General features: G+C 60.8%; 18 protein-coding genes. 13 read left to right on the top strand and 5 right to left on the bottom strand.

The features are described 5' to 3' along the window. Positions 1-92: 92 nt before the first annotated feature. On the top strand, positions 93-575 hold the full coding sequence (locus C7441_RS08735; RefSeq protein ID WP_019171665.1) for an Lrp/AsnC family transcriptional regulator: 483 nt from the start codon (positions 93-95) through the stop codon (positions 573-575). A gap of 57 nt (positions 576-632) precedes the next feature. Here C7441_RS08735 and C7441_RS08730 read toward each other — a convergent pair whose 3' ends face one another. Further along, positions 633-1,325: a GntR family transcriptional regulator gene (locus tag C7441_RS08730; RefSeq protein ID WP_109612537.1), complete on the bottom strand. Its 693-nt coding sequence runs from the start codon at positions 1,323-1,325 to the stop codon at positions 633-635. Between the two features lie 602 nt (positions 1,326-1,927). Between C7441_RS08730 and oxlT the strand changes: the two genes are divergently transcribed. Continuing rightward, a complete protein-coding gene (oxlT, locus tag C7441_RS08725) occupies positions 1,928-3,250 on the top strand; it encodes an oxalate/formate MFS antiporter (protein WP_109612536.1) in 1,323 nt (440 codons plus the stop codon). Positions 3,251-3,328: 78 nt separating this feature from the next. Further along, positions 3,329-4,924, top strand: a complete 1,596-nt coding sequence (locus C7441_RS08720) for a gamma-glutamyltransferase family protein (protein WP_109612535.1) — start codon at positions 3,329-3,331, stop codon at positions 4,922-4,924. Between the two features lie 93 nt (positions 4,925-5,017). Here C7441_RS08720 and C7441_RS08715 read toward each other — a convergent pair whose 3' ends face one another. Continuing rightward, the gene (locus C7441_RS08715; protein ID WP_019171661.1) at positions 5,018-5,488 is read right to left on the bottom strand and encodes a hypothetical protein; all 471 of its coding nucleotides are present in this window, start codon (positions 5,486-5,488) and stop codon (positions 5,018-5,020) included. A gap of 136 nt (positions 5,489-5,624) precedes the next feature. Between C7441_RS08715 and C7441_RS08710 the strand changes: the two genes are divergently transcribed. Further along, the gene (locus C7441_RS08710; protein WP_109612534.1) at positions 5,625-6,563 is read left to right on the top strand and encodes an MBL fold metallo-hydrolase; all 939 of its coding nucleotides are present in this window, start codon (positions 5,625-5,627) and stop codon (positions 6,561-6,563) included. Between the two features lie 6 nt (positions 6,564-6,569). Here the strand turns inward: C7441_RS08710 and C7441_RS08705 are convergent, their stop codons facing one another. The 3 genes from C7441_RS08705 to C7441_RS08695 are packed head-to-tail and all read right to left on the bottom strand — an operon-like array spanning position 6,570 to position 8,417. Next, the gene (locus C7441_RS08705; RefSeq protein WP_109612533.1) at positions 6,570-7,658 is read right to left on the bottom strand and encodes a YeeE/YedE family protein; all 1,089 of its coding nucleotides are present in this window, start codon (positions 7,656-7,658) and stop codon (positions 6,570-6,572) included. Between the two features lie 24 nt (positions 7,659-7,682). Then, positions 7,683-8,030, bottom strand: a complete 348-nt coding sequence (locus tag C7441_RS08700; protein WP_019171658.1) for an ArsR/SmtB family transcription factor — start codon at positions 8,028-8,030, stop codon at positions 7,683-7,685. A gap of 51 nt (positions 8,031-8,081) precedes the next feature. Beyond that, the gene (locus C7441_RS08695; protein WP_109612697.1) at positions 8,082-8,417 is read right to left on the bottom strand and encodes a thioredoxin domain-containing protein; all 336 of its coding nucleotides are present in this window, start codon (positions 8,415-8,417) and stop codon (positions 8,082-8,084) included. 120 nt (positions 8,418-8,537) lie between these two features. Here C7441_RS08695 and C7441_RS08690 point away from each other — a divergent pair, with 120 nt between their 5' ends. The 9 genes from C7441_RS08690 to C7441_RS08650 all read left to right on the top strand — a co-directional run bounded on the left by C7441_RS08690 (position 8,538) and on the right by C7441_RS08650 (position 16,495). Then, a complete protein-coding gene (locus C7441_RS08690; RefSeq protein WP_109612532.1) occupies positions 8,538-9,272 on the top strand; it encodes a cytochrome c biogenesis CcdA family protein in 735 nt (244 codons plus the stop codon). An 8-nt stretch (positions 9,273-9,280) separates the two neighbouring features. Continuing rightward, positions 9,281-9,865: a SoxW family protein gene (locus C7441_RS08685; protein WP_019171655.1), complete on the top strand. Its 585-nt coding sequence runs from the start codon at positions 9,281-9,283 to the stop codon at positions 9,863-9,865. A 135-nt stretch (positions 9,866-10,000) separates the two neighbouring features. Continuing rightward, complete coding sequence (gene soxX, locus C7441_RS08680) at positions 10,001-10,465, top strand: sulfur oxidation c-type cytochrome SoxX (protein ID WP_019171654.1); 465 nt, start codon at positions 10,001-10,003, stop codon at positions 10,463-10,465. A gap of 23 nt (positions 10,466-10,488) precedes the next feature. Continuing rightward, positions 10,489-10,941 carry a thiosulfate oxidation carrier protein SoxY gene (gene soxY, locus C7441_RS08675; protein ID WP_109612531.1) on the top strand — a complete coding sequence of 151 codons (453 nt, stop codon included), beginning with the start codon at positions 10,489-10,491 and terminating at the stop codon, positions 10,939-10,941. Positions 10,942-10,963: 22 nt separating this feature from the next. Continuing rightward, a complete protein-coding gene (gene soxZ, locus C7441_RS08670) occupies positions 10,964-11,293 on the top strand; it encodes a thiosulfate oxidation carrier complex protein SoxZ (RefSeq protein ID WP_109612530.1) in 330 nt (109 codons plus the stop codon). Positions 11,294-11,345: 52 nt separating this feature from the next. Beyond that, positions 11,346-12,206, top strand: coding sequence for a sulfur oxidation c-type cytochrome SoxA (soxA, locus tag C7441_RS08665; protein WP_109612529.1), 861 nt, complete (start codon positions 11,346-11,348; stop codon positions 12,204-12,206). Positions 12,207-12,295: 89 nt separating this feature from the next. Next, positions 12,296-13,987 (top strand): thiosulfohydrolase SoxB, encoded by a 1,692-nt coding sequence (gene soxB / locus C7441_RS08660; RefSeq protein ID WP_109612528.1) that lies wholly within the window; start codon positions 12,296-12,298, stop codon positions 13,985-13,987. Between the two features lie 113 nt (positions 13,988-14,100). Further along, positions 14,101-15,381: a sulfite dehydrogenase gene (gene soxC, locus C7441_RS08655; RefSeq protein WP_019171650.1), complete on the top strand. Its 1,281-nt coding sequence runs from the start codon at positions 14,101-14,103 to the stop codon at positions 15,379-15,381. After that, positions 15,365-16,495 carry a c-type cytochrome gene (locus tag C7441_RS08650; protein ID WP_170125054.1) on the top strand — a complete coding sequence of 377 codons (1,131 nt, stop codon included), beginning with the start codon at positions 15,365-15,367 and terminating at the stop codon, positions 16,493-16,495. Before soxC ends, C7441_RS08650 begins: the two co-directional genes overlap by 17 nt. Positions 16,496-16,522 lie beyond the last annotated feature (27 nt).

Here is a 16,522-nt window from a genome sequence, read left to right as displayed (position 1 = left end):
GAATCGGATTGCGAATTGCTTGCTCAGATCGAAAGAAACATCTTATATATTGCGCCATAGTTCTGAAATGAGATCAGAAATGGCGCAGAACGATGCTGGATCGCATTGATCGGAAAATCCTGGCCATCCTCCAGCAGGACGCCCGCATCACCAATCTGGAACTGGCCGAACGGGTCGGGCTGTCGCCTGCCCCCTGCCTGCGCCGGGTTCGCGCTCTCGAAGAAAGCGGCATCATTCGCCAATACGCCGCATTGCTCGACCCGGCACGGATCGGAATGGGGCTGTACGTCATCGTCGAGTTGCGATTGAAGGAGCAGACGCGGGAATTTTTCGAGCGCTTTGAAAAACGCGTGCTCAAATTCCCGGAAGTCACCGAATGCTTTCTGATCGCAGGCGAGTGGGACTATTCCTTGCGCGTGATCGCCGCCGATCTTGCCAGCTATCAGTCATTTCTGCTGGACAGGCTGATGTTCGGGGATAGCGACGTCGCCAGCTTCCGCACCACTGTCATCATGAAGAAGGTGAAGTCGACGACAAGCCTGGACGTACAGGCCATTCAGGTTAAAGCATCCTGACAGCCCCGGCGGCCGCGGCGTGAGCCGGAACACACCGACCGGCAGCGCGTTGCAAGCTCAGTTCTGGCTGAAGAACTTCAATGTCTTCTGGGTGTATTCCGCCGCGTAGTCGACGATCCGATCGGAGCCTGCGCGGGCGCCTTCCTCGTCATTGGCGGCGATGCAGCGCGCGACAGCCGCGTGAAGCTGGCAGACATGCTGCAGGTCGCCGAACTGCCTGAAGTAGAGATACCAGAAGCGGCGCGTTTCCGCTTCGATCGGTGCAATGGCGTGTGCCGCATATTTGTTGCGGGCCGTCGCTACCACCAGCGAGTTGAACTCGCGGTCCACTTCGACAAAGGCGTGGCCGTCATTTGTCGCGGCGACATTCTCGAACTTTATGGCGAGTTCGCGGAAATGCTGCCGTTCCGGATCATGCGCAAAGCGTGCCGCGCGGCCCATCAATACATTCTCTATGCCCTTGCGCACCTCGATCATCGCCAACTGATCGACAAGGTCGATCTGCGAGACATAAGCGCCCGAGCGGGGAACGATTTTTACCGTTCCCTCGAAAGACAGGCGTTGCAGTGCTTCGCGGATGGGAGTGCGGCCAATACCCAGCTTGTTGCTCAGCGACACTTCCGAGATGCGGGTGCCGGGCGGCAACTCATGCGTGACGATCATCGCCTCGATCATTCGATAGGCGATGCGCGATTGAGGTTCATCCGGGTCGGAAACGGGAATTTGAGTGACCACCTTTGTGTGCAGCATAACGATACGTGAAATGCCCCCTTTATACCCAGCGTGATGCCTGGCGTGCAATTCGTAACTCAGGTCCGGCCGCTTCTTATTCTCCCCGATGCTCAAATCAAAAGAGTTGCGGGTGAGTAATCGCGAAGCCGGATTGCTGCACTGCAATAACGCTCTGTGCCGGACTTGTCACTGACCTGAATCAACGTCCACGATATGAACAAGCGGGCGCAAAAATCAGAAAGAGACCTCGCAAACGGAACGAAAGTCTGTCGTTCCACACCCGATCACCGCAAAAATCGTGATGGCTTGAACGGCCGTAGCAGGAGCGTCACGGGCCTTGGGAGCGTGTCGCGCCGCTTCCGTGCGGAAATCTGGAAAAGATTGAAAAGTAAAGGGAATTTCCCTTGGGTAAGCTTTTTGTTTCAAGCAAATATCTCGCGTGATCATCGTAGCAGACGGCAAGTCCAAACGGCCTCAAGCATGCTTTCTTATTGACCGATGACGATTTCGGGTTGCGCAGTTGTCGGTTTTCGGCAATCCTAATCTGACATGTCAGAGACATGGCAGATAATCGAAGACCAACTTCGTCGCTTATTGTCTATGCATTGGGAGGACTACTCATGGCTGTTGCGCATTCAGCGCGGCCCAAGGCCGCCTCTTCTACCTCTACGCGTTGGATTCAGTTGGGATTGGGCATGATCGCCATGATGGCGATCTCCAGTCCGCAATATGTCTGGGCCTTGTTTACCGGCCCGCTTACTGAAAAACTCGATGTTCCGCTTGCCGAAATCCAGGTCACCTTTTCGCTCCTGATCATCCTGCAGACGTTCCTGGCGCCGGCGCAGGGCTACCTCGTGGACCGCTTCGGACCGCGTCTTCTCCTGTCCTGCGGCGCTGCCCTCACCGGTCTGAGCTGGATTCTGGCCTCGCAAGCGACGGGTCTGATGGGCCTCTACGTCACCTACGGCATACTCGGCGGCATCGGCACCGGCATCATCTATGTCGGCGTCGTCGGCATGATGGTGCAGTGGTTTCCCGACAAGCGTGGTCTTGCGACGGGCCTCGTTGCGGCGGGCTACGGCTTTGGCGCCATCCTCACCACCTTCCCGATCTCGCGCTCGCTGCATTCGGAAGCAGGTCTGTCCGGCACGCTGATGACCTATGGCATCATCATCGGCGTCGTCGGCATAATCGCCGCCATCGGTATGCGTCGGCCTGATGAAGACCAATTGCCCCAGTCGACGCTGGACACGCCAAGCAACGATGCAGTGCTCGAGGAGGGCGGCTACGAGCCGCGGCAGATGCTGCGCAGCCCGATCTTTTGGCTGATGTTCGTGATGATGACGATGATGTCGACCTCCGGCTTGATGGTCATCTCGCAGATGGGGGCCTTTGCCCATGATTTCGGCGTCGCTGATGCGATGGTCTTCGGCCTTGCGGCGCTACCGCTGGCGCTGTCGATCGACCGTTTCACCAACGGCCTCACCCGCCCGTTCTTCGGCTGGGTGTCGGATCGTATCGGTCGCGAATACACCATGACAATCGCCTTCGGCGTTGAAGGGATAGCCATGACCATCTGGCTGTTGTGGGCCCATAATCCGGTCGCCTTCGTACTGTTGTCAGGCGTCGTTTTCTTCGGCTGGGGCGAGATCTTCTCGCTGTTCCCCTCTACCTTGACCGACACCTTCGGCACCAAGCACGCAACCACCAACTATGGCTTCCTCTATATCGCGCAGGGCGTCGGTTCGGTGCTCGGCGGCCCGCTGGCAGCCGTGCTTCACGACATGACCGACTCTTGGAATGTGGTTTTCGGCGTGGTTATCGCCATGAACTTCCTGACCGCGTTCCTTGCGCTCGTCGTGCTCAAGCCGATGCGCGACCGGCATCGCGAACAGAGCTACGCGGATGGCGACCTGTATCTCGCCGCCCGGCAGGACGCCTAGCAGCGTCTCACCGAACTGCCGCGGCGGTTCCGTGCCGCCGCGGACCTTCTCCGAAACTGTCGAGACGAGTTCAGGAAAATGCTTCAGACAATCCGTTCAACGCGCGGCATGGCCGTCGCTCCTCATTCCCTCGCTGCGCAGTCTGCGGTGGATGTTCTTCGTGACGGCGGCAACGCCATCGAGGCCATGATCGCCGCAGCCTCCACCATCGCGATCGTCTATCCGCACATGAACAGCATAGGCGGCGACGGCTTCTGGACCATATCATGCCCCGACCGTCCCGTGGTGAGCATCGAGGCGTGTGGCGGGGCAGCCGCTTCCGTCTCCAGCGCCTACTACACCGACAAGGGGTACAACCGCATTCCCAGTCGTGGGGCGGATGCCGCAAATACCGTCGCCGGCACCATCGGCGGCTGGCAGGAGGCGCTGGCGATCAGCGAGAGCTGGGGCGGACGCTTGCCGCTCGGGCGCCTGCTTGAAAGCGCGATATCCTATGCGGCAGACGGCATTGCCGTCACCGCATCGCAGGCCAGGACGACGGACAAGAAGCTGGAAGAACTCAAGGGCATTCCCGGTTTTGCCGATACGTTCCTGATGGACGGTCTCGCGCCGCAAACGGGTAGCCGCATGCGGCTCGATCGTCTCGGCCGCACCTTGAAAATGCTTGCCGACGATGGGCTGGACAGTTTTTACCGTGGCCGCGTCGGCGCGATCATGGCCAGGGAGCTGAAGGCGCTCGGCAGTCCCGTCAGCGCGGACGATCTTGCCTCCTATCGCGCCCGCGTGCGCACGCCGCTGGAACTCGAGCACAGCCTTGGCAAGATCTACAACACGGCGCCGCCCACCCAGGGCGTGGTCTCGCTGATCATACTGGGCCTTCTCGACCGGCTCGACATTGGCGGCTTCGACCCCGAAAGCCCGGAATATATCCATCTCGTCGTGGAGGCGACCAAGCAGGCATTCGCGGTGCGCGACAGCCATATTACCGACTCCGATCACATGGGTCTCGACCCGCAGCGTTTTCTCGACAAGGATCATCTCGACGCGCTTGCCGGCAGGATCAGCCTCGACAGGGCGGGTTCCTGGGGGCAGGGCCTCGGCCCCGGCGATACCGTGTGGATGGGGGTGATCGACGGCGAGGGGCGCGCGGTGTCGTTTATCCAGAGCACCTATCACGAATATGGAAGCGGCATGGTGCTGCCAGAAACAGGTGTGAACTGGCAAAATCGCGGCTGCTCGTTCTCACTTGATCCGCAGCACATCAATGCGCTGCATCCGAAGAAAAAGCCTTTCCATACGTTGAACCCGGCTCTGGCCCGTCTGAACGACGGCCGCGCCATCGTCTATGGTACGATGGGAGGCGATGGGCAGCCGCAGACCCAGGCAGCGGTGTTCACGCGCTATGCGCATCATGGCTATCCGATGCAGAAGGCCATCACCGCGCCGCGCTGGCTGCTCGGCCGCACCTGGGGCGAGGATTCCGACAGCCTGAAGCTCGAGGCGAGGTTCCCGCAGGCCACCCGCCAGAAGCTTGAAGCGCTTGGCCATCAGGTCGAGATGCTGGACGATTTCGATGAGCTCGTGGGCCATGCCGCCGGGGTCGTGCATCACCCCAACGGCGTCTTCGAGGGAGGTTGCGATCCGCGCAGTGATGGCGGCGTGGCAGCCTTCTGACTTGCTGGACTCCTTTCCCACCAACTTCTGGTGCCGCCCCGGCACCAGTTTTTTTGTGCGGTGGTCAAAGCACAGGTGACGGCGGGCAGTGGACTATTGTCCGGCGGCTTCCCTGGCAACCTCATCCAGCAATTCGTTGACGGTGTCGCGCGCTTCGCCCTGCGGCAAGCGGCGAAAGCCGACGACGACCTTGCCGGGCGAAGCTTCCGCTTCATAGGCAAACAGGACATAAGGACAGAATGCGATGTTGCCGATGTCTGCCTCCATCGCCGCGCGCGACACGACTGCGGAGCAGAATTGAAGGAACTCAGCTTCACGGTAAAGCGGCTTTGCCGCTCCGACATCCTGGGCGGTCCGCTTCAGCATTTCCGCGATATAGCCGTGATGGTCCACCACGAAGCCGCGATTGACGATTGCATCTTCAAGATCGGACATGACGTCGGAAAAGGCGGCATCGGTCTCGTAGGTGGTGACGGCTTCGTTCGTCTCTGCGCGCGCTATGCTGCCGGCCCACACAAGGCCTGCCACCGCAAGACCGGTCGTGATCGACGACGTTCGTTTCATATCCAACCTCCGATTGGTGTGCGGCTTCTCGAGGGATAACCTTCCGGGCCTCCGGCGGGCTCACCTTCCCACTGGCCACTCACGCATAAACATGCAAAAATTACAATGTTTATCTGATTTGGGAAGGTTCAGGACCATGCAACACAATGGGCGACATTTCGGACGCCGGGCATTTCTACAGGCCGGCCTGGGCGTGGCTGCTGCGCTCGCCTTGCCGGAGTTTGTAAGGCCAGGTCATTCGTCCGGCCGGCTGGAGATCGGGGATGGCGAAATCCTGACCTTCACCGATGGCACGCTTACGCTGCCCGTGGCTTCCACCTTCCCGGATGTCGCAAAGCAGGAGCTTGACGAGTTGCTGGCGGCAAACGGAATGGCAGCCGACATGCTGACGCCGGATTGCAACGTGACGATACTGCGCCGGGGCGACAAGCTGGTGATCTTCGACGTCGGCGCCGGGTCCAATTTCCTGTCCACCACAGGCAAGCTTCTCGAAAATCTGGCGGCGGCGGATATCGATCCGGCCGATGTCACCGATGTCGTCCTTACGCACGCGCATCCGGATCATCTCTGGGGAGTGACGGATGATTTCGACGAGCTGGTGTTTTCCAATGCCAGCTATCACATCGGGCAGGTCGAATGGGATTTCTGGTCGTCATCGGACGCCTTGTCTGCCATGCCCGAGGATCGCCAGACCTTTGTTGTCGGCGCGCAGAACCGCTTTGAGGCAATCGGGGACCGTATTGCCTTCATGAAGCCCGGTGACGAGGTTCTGCCCGGCGTGGAAGCCGTGGACACGGCGGGCCACACGCCCGGTCATCTGTCGTTCCTCATTCATGGCGCTGGCGAAAAGGTGCTCGTTGCCGGTGATGCGATCAGCAATGCGGTGGTTTCGTTTGCCCGGCCGGACTGGCCGACCGCGAGCGACCAGGATCCGCAGCTTGGCGCCAAGACCCGTTCCATACTGCTTGACCGTCTGGTGGGCGAAGAGGCACGTCTGATCGGCTATCACCTGCCGCATCCGGGTGCGGGCAGGGTGGAACGCAAGGACAGCGCCTATCGCTTCGTGCCCGTCTGAGCGGTCTTACGCGCGAAGGGCGAGTGAACGGAACGCGGCCAGGGGCGAGCCTTCGATGAGATAGGCAAGCCCCATGCGGGCGCCGATCGCGATCGAGATCATCACGATCGGGGCGGAAGCGGCGAGTGCTGAAACCGCCGTCACTCCTTGCCCGATCGTGCAGCCCATGGCGAAGACGCCGCCCACGCCCATGAGGAAGCCGCCGAAAAGATGCCTGCTGAGCTCGCGAGCATCGTCGCAGGCCTCCCAGCGTACGTCGCGTCGGTGCATTGCGCAGACGGCCGCGCCGATGACGACGCCGACCACGAGGCCCACGCCATAATCAGGCAGGATGCCCGTGAAGGTGATGATCTGCATCAGCGTGTCCGCCACGGGCACGACAAAGGAGCCAGCCTCGATCTGAACCGGATCGAAGGAGTGCTGCGCGGCCAGCGTGGTGGCGATCCAGCCGAACGCGATCACACATCCGATTGTCGCAGCCGTTGCAATGGCCGGCGCGTTGCGGCGGTAGGCGGGATCGCGAAACACCCACCACGACAAGCCCGCAGCGATGATGAGAGCGACCGCGGCCCTGACATCGACGCCCACCGCGGCCGAGGCTATCGACCCGAGCGACTGGTCGCTTGCAAAAGAGAGGTCGAGCGCCAGCTTGTCGACGATTTCCACCCGAAGCTGGGCAATCAGGCCCTTCTGGGCAGTCAGCGCCGAAAGGGCGAGAATCACGAGCACCACCAGAGAGCGCAGGCTGCCGCCGCCGAGCCGGACCAGGGCGCCAAGGCCGCAGGTCCCCACCAGCGCCATGCCGAAGCCGAAGGAAAGCCCGCCGATAATCGAGCCCGTCCAGGCAAGATTGGAAGAAAGATAAAAGCTGGAGCGGGTGTCGGCATAGCCGGCAAACTGCGCCAGTTGCGTCAGGACAAGCGCGACGGTGGCCGCCAGAACCCAGGTTCGCAGCCCCCTGCTGTCGCCGGCATACCAATGCCGTTCGAGCGCGGACATGGTGCAGAAATGCTGCCGTCTGGCCGCAAAGCCCAGCACGCACCCGGCAAGGAGGCCGGCGAGCGCGGGAAACCAGGATGATGATGCCAGTTCCATTGTGTCCTCCCCCTTGGCGGATTGTTATTCTTTTTTCCGCACGGGCGCGCAGAAGAGTCCGTAAAGCGTGGAAATGACCGAGGAGACTTCCGAGCTGGCGATCGAATAGTAGATCACCCGGCCCTCACGCCTCGTATTGACCAGCCTGTCGAAGCGGAGGCGTGCAAGCTGCTGCGAAACCGCCGCCTGCGGCATATGCATGATCGATTCCAGTTCGGAAACCGACTTTTCGCCCTCGGCCAGAAGACACAATATCAGAAGGCGCCCCTCATGCGACAGCGCCTTGAGAAGATCACTTGCCTTGCGCGCCTGCTCAAGGAGCTTTTCAAACTCCTCCGGCGATTGGTCTGCGCTCAGTTTCGGCAAGTTCATTTGCGGGTTCCCATGCATCGCGTCGACGTCCGCCGGCCGAATGATGGTCGGTCAGCTGTCGTCAGCAGGCAATTTAGACAGCAACTCCCCAATACGGAACCAGAAAAACTCGTCACCGACATAACCTATCAACCTGCCGACCTCCTTCCCGTCCTCCATCAGCACGAAGGTCGGGGTGAAGCGTTCCTTGCGGACGTCCACCAGATCTTCAGGCCAGGGCATCGTAATGTCCACCCTGCGCAACGGCGCGCGCCGGCCCTCGTCGGTCTTGGGCCATGCAGGCGCAATCTCGGCGTTGAAACGCGCGCACCAGGCGCAGCCTGGTTGCTCCAGCATCAACAACTCTGCGGCCGTTGCCAGAGCCGGAGAGAAAGCGGTCGCCGCCATTACCAGTGCGGGAAGTAGTTTCCTGTGCATTGCCTTGCTCGATTGTCGTTTGCAACACATAGCATTTTCTGCATACATAGCCAGTAGCAAGTCGAATGGAATCGGGGAGGCAAGGGGACGATGCTTGATATAGGTTTGGGGGGCGCTTTGCTTGCGGGGCTTCTTTCATTCGTCTCGCCCTGCGTGCTGCCCATCGTGCCGCCCTATCTGGCCTGGCTTGCAGGCGTCAGCTTCGAGGATCTGAGTGCGGACGCACCGGGCGCGGCACAGCGCAGGCGCGTCGTTTCGTCGGCGGTCGTCTTCGTTCTGGGGTTCACCACCGTTTTTGTCGCGCTGGGTGCGACGGCCAGCATGATCGGCCAGACGATCGCGCAGTATTTCGGTGTCCTGTCGGTGATTGCCGGCATCGTCATCATCATCATGGGGCTTCATTTCCTTGGGGTCTTCCGCATCGGTCTGTTCTACCGCGAAGCGCGGGTGACGGTGGAGCGCAAGCCGGCCGGGCTTGTCGGCGCTTATGTCATGGGGCTGGCCTTCGCGTTTGGCTGGACGCCGTGCGTGGGGCCGGTGCTGGCGGCAATCCTCTTCATCGCCGGCAGTGAGGATACGGTCGTCCGCGGCGTGTCGCTGCTTGCCGCCTATTCGGTGGGGATCGGGCTTCCGTTCATCCTGGCGGCGGCGTTTGCCGCCCGGTTTCTCGGCTGGGCCGCCCGCTTCCGCCGTCATATGCACAAGGTCGAAAAAGCGATGGGCGCTCTGCTGGTGATCACAGGTTGCCTGTTCGTCACCGGCCAGATGTCGGTAATCTCATATTGGCTGCTGGAAACATTCCCAGTCTTTCAACGCATCGGATAGGAGACGAGATGTCCAAGCTTTTTTTTGCCGTCCTCGCGGTTCTCGGTGTCCTGCTTCTGCCCGCCAGCGCGAGCGTCGGGGAAGATGGCCTGCACAAGGAACCGTGGTTCAACATGACCTTCCGCGACATCGGCGAGGACATCGCCACCGCAAAAGCGGAAGGCAAGCGCCTTGCGATCATTTTCGAGCAGCGCGGCTGCATTTATTGCAGGGAGATGCATGAGAAACTGCTCTCCGATCCTGAAGTGCGCGACTACATCCAGGCCAACTTCATGGTCGTGCAATACAATATGTTCGGCGACGAGGAGGTCACCGATCTCGATGGTGAGAAGCTGACCGAGAAGACCGCCGCGCGCAAATGGGGCTATGTCTTCACGCCGACCATCGTGTTTCTGCCGGAGGAGGCCACGGACGCCCCGGTGAACAGGGCGGCGGTTGCGACGATGCCAGGCGCGTTCGGCAAATGGACCTTCCTCAACATGTTCCGCTGGGTGCATGAAAAAGGCTATGAGGGCGACGAGCATTTCCAGGTCTATCATGCGCGCATCATCAAGGAGCTTCGTGACGCGGGTCGCCTCGACGCCGAGGAGTAGTTCACAGGGTTTCCGCGGTGTTCGGATGACATATGCAGAAATTCATATTTTTTAATTGATTGAATCTGCAAGTACGGCTACCGTCCGGAATCGAAGGTGGACTGTTACGCTGTTGCCGATTGGAGGGGCAGAGATATGAAGCCGGGCGTATGGGGTTCGGCAGCGGTTGCGCTGCTGGTTGCGAATATGGCTTATGCCGCGGAAGTGGCGCCCAATGACGTAAAGGTCGAGGACGGCACGGTCGCGCAGTCTCTCACCGGAAATCCGGGCGATCCTGAAATGGGCGCGAAGGCGCTGGCCAATCGTGGCCTTGGCAATTGCCTTGCCTGCCATGCGGTTTCTGCCCTTGAGAGCGAGCAGTTCCATGGCGACGTCGCGCCCCCGCTGGACGGAGTGGCCGATCGCTGGCAGCCCGAACAGCTGCGGGCGATCGTCGTGGACGCCAAGAAAGTGTTTGGTCCGGAATCGGTGATGCCGGGCTTCTACAGCCTCGAAGTGGGCATCAATGTCCGCAAGGACCTCGTTGGAAAACCCATCCTGACAGCGCAGCAGGTTGAAGATGTCGTCGCTTATCTGTCGACCCTCAAGGAAGGCGACTAGGACGGCCAAGGAAGGAGTAGCAAATGAATTTCAACAGACGGCAGGCTTTGGCGCTATCGGCGGCGGCCGTGGCGTTCGCGGCGACCGGATTGCGTGCGCGTACCGCGCTGGCCGGTACGGAAGAAACCGAAAAGCGGATCCTCGACTTTGCCGGCAAGGCGCCTGAGTCGGGCAAGATCACGCTGACGGCTCCGGAGATCGCCGAAAACGGCAATACCGTGCCGGTTTCGGTCAAGGTCGACAGCGCGATGAGCGATGACGACCGGGTGGTATCGGTGATGATCGTCGCCGATGGCAATCCGAATCCGGAAGTCGCCACGTTCCATTTCACGGCGCTCAGCGGCGCGGCCGCGGCGACCACGCGTATCCGGCTTGCCCAGACCCAGAACGTGATTGCCGTGGCCAAGATGGCCGACGGGTCCGTGTTCATGGACAAGAAGGAAGTCAAGGTCACGATCGGCGGCTGCGGCGGCTGATCGGAGCAGGGAGTATAGAAAAATGGCAGCAGCACCGAAGCCGCGCGTAAAGGTTCCGAAGACGGCAAAGGCAGGAGAGGTCGTTCTTCTCAAGACCCTCATCAGCCACGAGATGGAGTCCGGTCAGCGCAAGGACAAGGATGGCAACACCATTCCGCGCAAGATCATCAACAAGTTCTCGTGCGAGTTCAACGGCGAGCAGGTCTTCTCCTGCGACATCGACCCGGCGATCTCGGCCAATCCTTATTTTGAATTCAGCGCCAAGGTGAACGAGAGCGGCGCGTTCAAGTTCTCGTGGGTCGATGATGACGGCTCCGTCTACACCGACGAGCAGAAAATCGAAGTCAAATGACGATGGGCCTCGGCGGTCGCAATGCGCCGCCGAGGACGCCGCTTGGGGAGGGATGACGGTGAGCAAAAGGTTTTTGGCGCCTGTTTTCGCCATGGTCGGGGGACTCGTTCTGGCTTTCTCGGCAAATGCCGATCCGGTCGACGAGGAACTCGTGATCGACGACATTCCCATGGTCACGCGCGCCGCGGCGCCAGAGGGACATCCGTTCGACGAGGTTCTTTCAGGTTGGCTGTTCCGCGAAGCGGAAACGCGTGAGACAGAGGCGGACTCATTCGCCAATCCCGGCATGCTGGCTGTCGAACGCGGAGCCGATATCTGGAATACGGTTGAAGGTTCCGCCGGCAAATCCTGCGCGTCCTGCCATGACGATGCCGCGACCAGCATGAAGAGTGTCGGTGCGCAGTATCCGAAATGGGATGCCGAGGCGAAGCGACCGATTAATATCGAGTTGCAGATCGACAAGTGCCGCGTCGAAAACATGGGCGCGGAACCGTACAAATTCGATGCCGAAGGGCAGGTTGCGCTGACGAGCTATATCAAGCACCAGTCGCTCGGCACTCCGGTGAAGATGGACCTCTCGGATGGCGAGTTGCAGGACTGGTGGGAGAAGGGCAAGGAGCTCTACTACACCCGTACCGGCCAGCTGAATTTTGCGTGCGCATCCTGTCACGAGGACAGCATGGGCAAATATATCCGCGCCGACCATCTCAGTCAGGGGCAGGCCAACGGCTTCCCGACCTATCGGTTCAACACCGGCGGCATGGTTTCGCTGCATAACCGCTTCCGTGGCTGCATTCGCGACACGCGGGCGGAAATGCCGAAAGCATTTTCGGACGAACTTATGGCGCTCGAGGTCTATGTGACCTGGCGTGGCACCGGCCTGTCGGTCGAAACGCCGGCTGTCCGCCAGTAGGGTAGCCCGCCTAATAATGTGAGAAACGGGAGGGTGGCCGGCTTTTGCCGGATCACCATCCCATTGCCTGCATATGGAGAGGCAGAACAATGATTTCACGGCGTGAATTCCTTATGGCGACGGCGGCTCTTTCGGCCATTGCCGGCCCCAGCCTGGTCGGCAACTGGGCGCGCGCGGCCGCACAGCAGTCGCTCACCGAAAGCGACCTGCTCGATTTCCAGTCCTTCGGAAATGTCACGCTGGTGCACGTCACGGACATCCATGCGCAACTCGTGCCGATCTATTTCCGCGAGCCGTCGGTCAATCTCGGCATCGGCGCGGTCGCCGGCCTGCCGCCGCATGTCACGGGCGCTGACTTGCTCAAGCTCTACAATATCGAGCCGGGCTCCGCACATGCCTATGCGCTGACCTCCGTCGATTTCGACGCACTCGCCAAGACCTATGGCAGGATGGGCGGCTTCGACCGCATCGCCACGATCGTGAAGCGTATTCGCGCGGAGCGTGGCGACAACATGCTGCTGCTGGACGGCGGCGATACCTGGCAGGGCAGCTATACCTCGCTGCAGACCAAGGGCCAGGACATGGTTGACGCGATGAACGTCCTGCAGCCCGACGCAATGACCGGCCATTGGGAGTTCACCTATGGAACGGACCGCGTCAAGGAGCTGGTCGAATCGCTGCCGTTCTCGTTCCTTGGCGGCAATATTTTCGACACGGAATGGGACGAGCCGGCCTTCGACGCCTACAAGATGTTCGACAGGGGCGGGGTGAAGGTCGCCGTCATCGGCCAGGCGTTCCCCTATACGCCGATTGCAAATCCGCGCTGGATGTTCCCCGAATGGTCCTTCGGGATCAGGGAAGAGGAGGTCGCGAAGAACGTAGAGGCCGCGCGCGCGGAAGGGGCCGATCTGGTGGTCCTGCTCTCGCACAACGGTTTCGACGTCGATCGCGCGCTTGCAAGCCGGGTGAAGGGCATCGACGTGATCCTGAGCGGTCACACGCACGATGCGCTGCCGGAACCGCTGCTGGTCGACAAGACCCTTCTGGTCGCCTCCGGCTCGCACGGAAAGTTCGTGGCCCGTCTGGACCTCGACGTGCAGGGCGGCGAGCTGAAGGGTTTCCGCCATCGGCTGATCCCGGTGTTCTCGGATGTCATCACGCCCGATGCCGACATGGCGAAGCTGGTTTCCGACCTGCGTGCCCCCTATGAGGCCGAATTGAAGCGCGAACTGGCCACGACGGAGAGCCTCCTTTACCGCCGCGGCAATTTCAATGGCACGTTTGATGACATGATCTGCCAAGCGCTTCTGGAAGTGCGCGAAGCCGACATTGCCCTTTCGCCCGGCTTCCGCTGGGGGACATCTGTGCTTCCGGGCCAGAAGATCACCGTCGAAGACGTGCATTCGGCATGCGCCATGACCTATCCGGCCGTCTACCGCTCCAGCATGAGCGGCCAGACCATCAAGGATATTCTCGAGGACGTCGCCGACAATCTCTTCAACAAGGATCCCTACTATCAGCAGGGTGGTGACATGGTGCGCGTCGGCGGCATGGGCTACACGATCAATCCGGATGGCGCCATGGGCAGCCGAATCTCGGACATGACACTGCTCAAGACCGGCGAATCGATAGACGCGTCCAGGGACTATGTCGTTGCCGGTTGGGCCTCGGTCAACGAGGGCACGGAAGGCCCGGCCATCTGGGACGTCGTGGAAGAATACCTGACGCAAAATCCCGTTGTGCGGCTTGAGGAAAACCGGTCCGTCAAGGTTGTCTCCTGAGGACTGGTGGCCCGATCGCTCTCCAATCGGCCTTTGCCGATTGGCAGATCGGCAACGATCTGATATATAGAAAAAATCATATGTATTAATGGATCGAAGTTCGGGAGGTTCCGATGGATGATCTGAAAGCGGCCGCGACCGCTGCAACAAGACGCGGTTTTCTCAAGACGGGCTTGCTCGGTGGCGCGGCCCTGGCGGGCAGCCTGGCCAGCGGCCGGGCCATGGCCGAGGGCGACCCGGTCATCACCGAGATTCAGGACTGGAACCGCTATCCCGGTGACGGTGTCGATGCGCGGCCTTATGGTCAGCCGTCCCAGTTCGAAAGCCATGTGGTGCGCAAGAATGTGCCATGGCTGACCTCCGACACGATTTCGTCGATCAATTTCACGCCGCTGCATGAGCTGGAAGGCATCATCACGCCGAACGGGCTGTGCTTCGAGCGTCATCATGCCGGCATTGCCGAGATCGACCCGGCCAATCACCGGCTGATGATCAACGGACTGGTGGACAAGCCGCTGGTCTTCACCATGGCCGACCTCAAGCGCTTCCCGCGCGAGAATCGCGTCTACTTCCTGGAATGTGCGGCGAATACCGGCATGGAATGGCGCGGTTCGCAACTTAACGGCTGCCAGTACACGCACGGCATGATCCATTGCGTGATGTATACCGGCGTCCGGCTGAAGCACATACTGGAAGAGGCGGGTGTGAAGGCCGCCGGTTCGTGGGTGCTGGCGGAGGGTGCGGATGCATCCGCCATGACCCGCTCGATTCCGATGGAAAAGGCGCTGGACGACTGCATGGTCGCCTTTGCCATGAACGGTGAAGCTCTGCGTCCGGAGCAGGGGTACCCGATTCGCCTGGTTGTGCCCGGCTGGGAAGGCAATATGTGGGTGAAGTGGCTGCGCCGGCTGGAAGTCGGAGACCAGCCCTGGCAGCAGCGTGAAGAGACGTCGAAATACACCGATCTTCTGGCGAACGGCAAGGCACGTCGCTTCACCTGGAAGATGGACGTGAAGTCGGTCATCACCAGCCCCAGCCCGCAAGTGCCGATCGTCCATGGCAAGGGCCGCACGTTGGTGTCGGGGCTTGCGTGGTCGGGCAGCGGTACCATCAAGCGCGTCGACGTGTCGATCGATGGCGGCCGTAACTGGCACGCCGCGCGTATCGACGGGCCCAGCCTGCCGATGGCGCTGCATCGCTTCTATTACGAATTCGACTGGGACGGCTCCGAAATCTTCCTGCAATCGCGCGCGATAGATGAAAGCGGTTTCGTGCAGCCGACCAAGGATCAACTGCGCGCCGTGCGCGGCGAGAATTCCATCTACCACAACAACGGTATCCAGACCTGGCATGTAAACAAGGACGGAGGCGTCGAGAATGTCGAGATTTCCTGAGTTGCTGCTCGGCGGCATCGCCGCGCTCCTGCTCGCCTCGTCTTCCGTGTCGGCTGCCGATGTCGCCGCCGGCGAGAAGGCATTCGGCAGGTGCAAGGCCTGCCATGCGGTGGGGGAAGGGGCGTCCAACAGGGTTGGTCCGCATCTCAACGAACTGATCGGCCGCGAGGCCGGCACTGTTGATGGCTACAGCTATTCCGCCGCCATGACGCAGGCAGGCGAAGGCGGGCTCGTGTGGGACGAGGCCAGCCTCAAGGATTTCCTTGCGAATCCCAAGGGCCTGGTGAAGGGCACCAAAATGGCTTTCGCCGGTCTGAAGAAGGATAAGGACGTCGAAAACGTCATCGCCTATCTGGCGACCTTCTCCGCCGAGGCGGAAAAGAAAGCCGATGGCGAGCCGAAACAGGAAGAGCCGGAGAAGAAGGCGGAGGCTGCGCCTGCTGGCCAGGCTCCCGAGCCAACCGCGACGGCGTCGGCTGCAAGCCCGGCCCAGGAGCCGGGTGCCGGTGCGCATTTCAAGCTTGGACGTGAGGCGACGGAAGCCGAAGTCGCTGCCTGGGACATCGACGTTCGTCCCGATGGATTGGGTCTGCCCGAGGGGCGCGGAACCGTGGCGCAGGGACAGGAGCTGTATGACGAGAACTGCGCCTCCTGCCATGGCGATTTCGGCGAGGCGATCGGCCGCTGGCCGGTGCTGGCCGGAGGGCAGGGCACCCTGACAGATGAGCGGCCGGAAAAGACGGTCGGCTCCTACTGGCCTTATCTGTCCACCGTCTACGATTATGTCCGTCGCGCCATGCCGTTCGGCAATGCGCGTTCGCTCAGCGATGACGATGTCTACGCGTTGACGGCCTATATTCTCTATCTCAACGATGTCGTCGACGACGAGGATTTCGAGCTTTCGAAAGACAATTTCGCGTCGATCAAGTTGTCCAACGAGGATAATTTCATCGACGATGACCGGGACTCCGAGCCGCATTACGCGCGCGATATCGAGCCTTGCATGACCGACTGCATTCCCGGCAAGGCCGAGATCAAGATGCATGCGGCCGTGCTCGACGTTACGCCGGAAAATGCCGGCGATGACGATGCTCCCGCGGGAGGAATTGACTAGAGGATGATCCTCAAAGAGGCGCTTTCC

This window comes from Pseudaminobacter salicylatoxidans (assembly GCF_003148475.1).
Classification (GTDB): domain Bacteria; phylum Pseudomonadota; class Alphaproteobacteria; order Rhizobiales; family Rhizobiaceae; genus Pseudaminobacter; species Pseudaminobacter salicylatoxidans.
The sequence above is the reverse complement of the archived record's forward strand: the minus strand, read 5'-3'. Positions and strand labels throughout refer to the sequence as shown.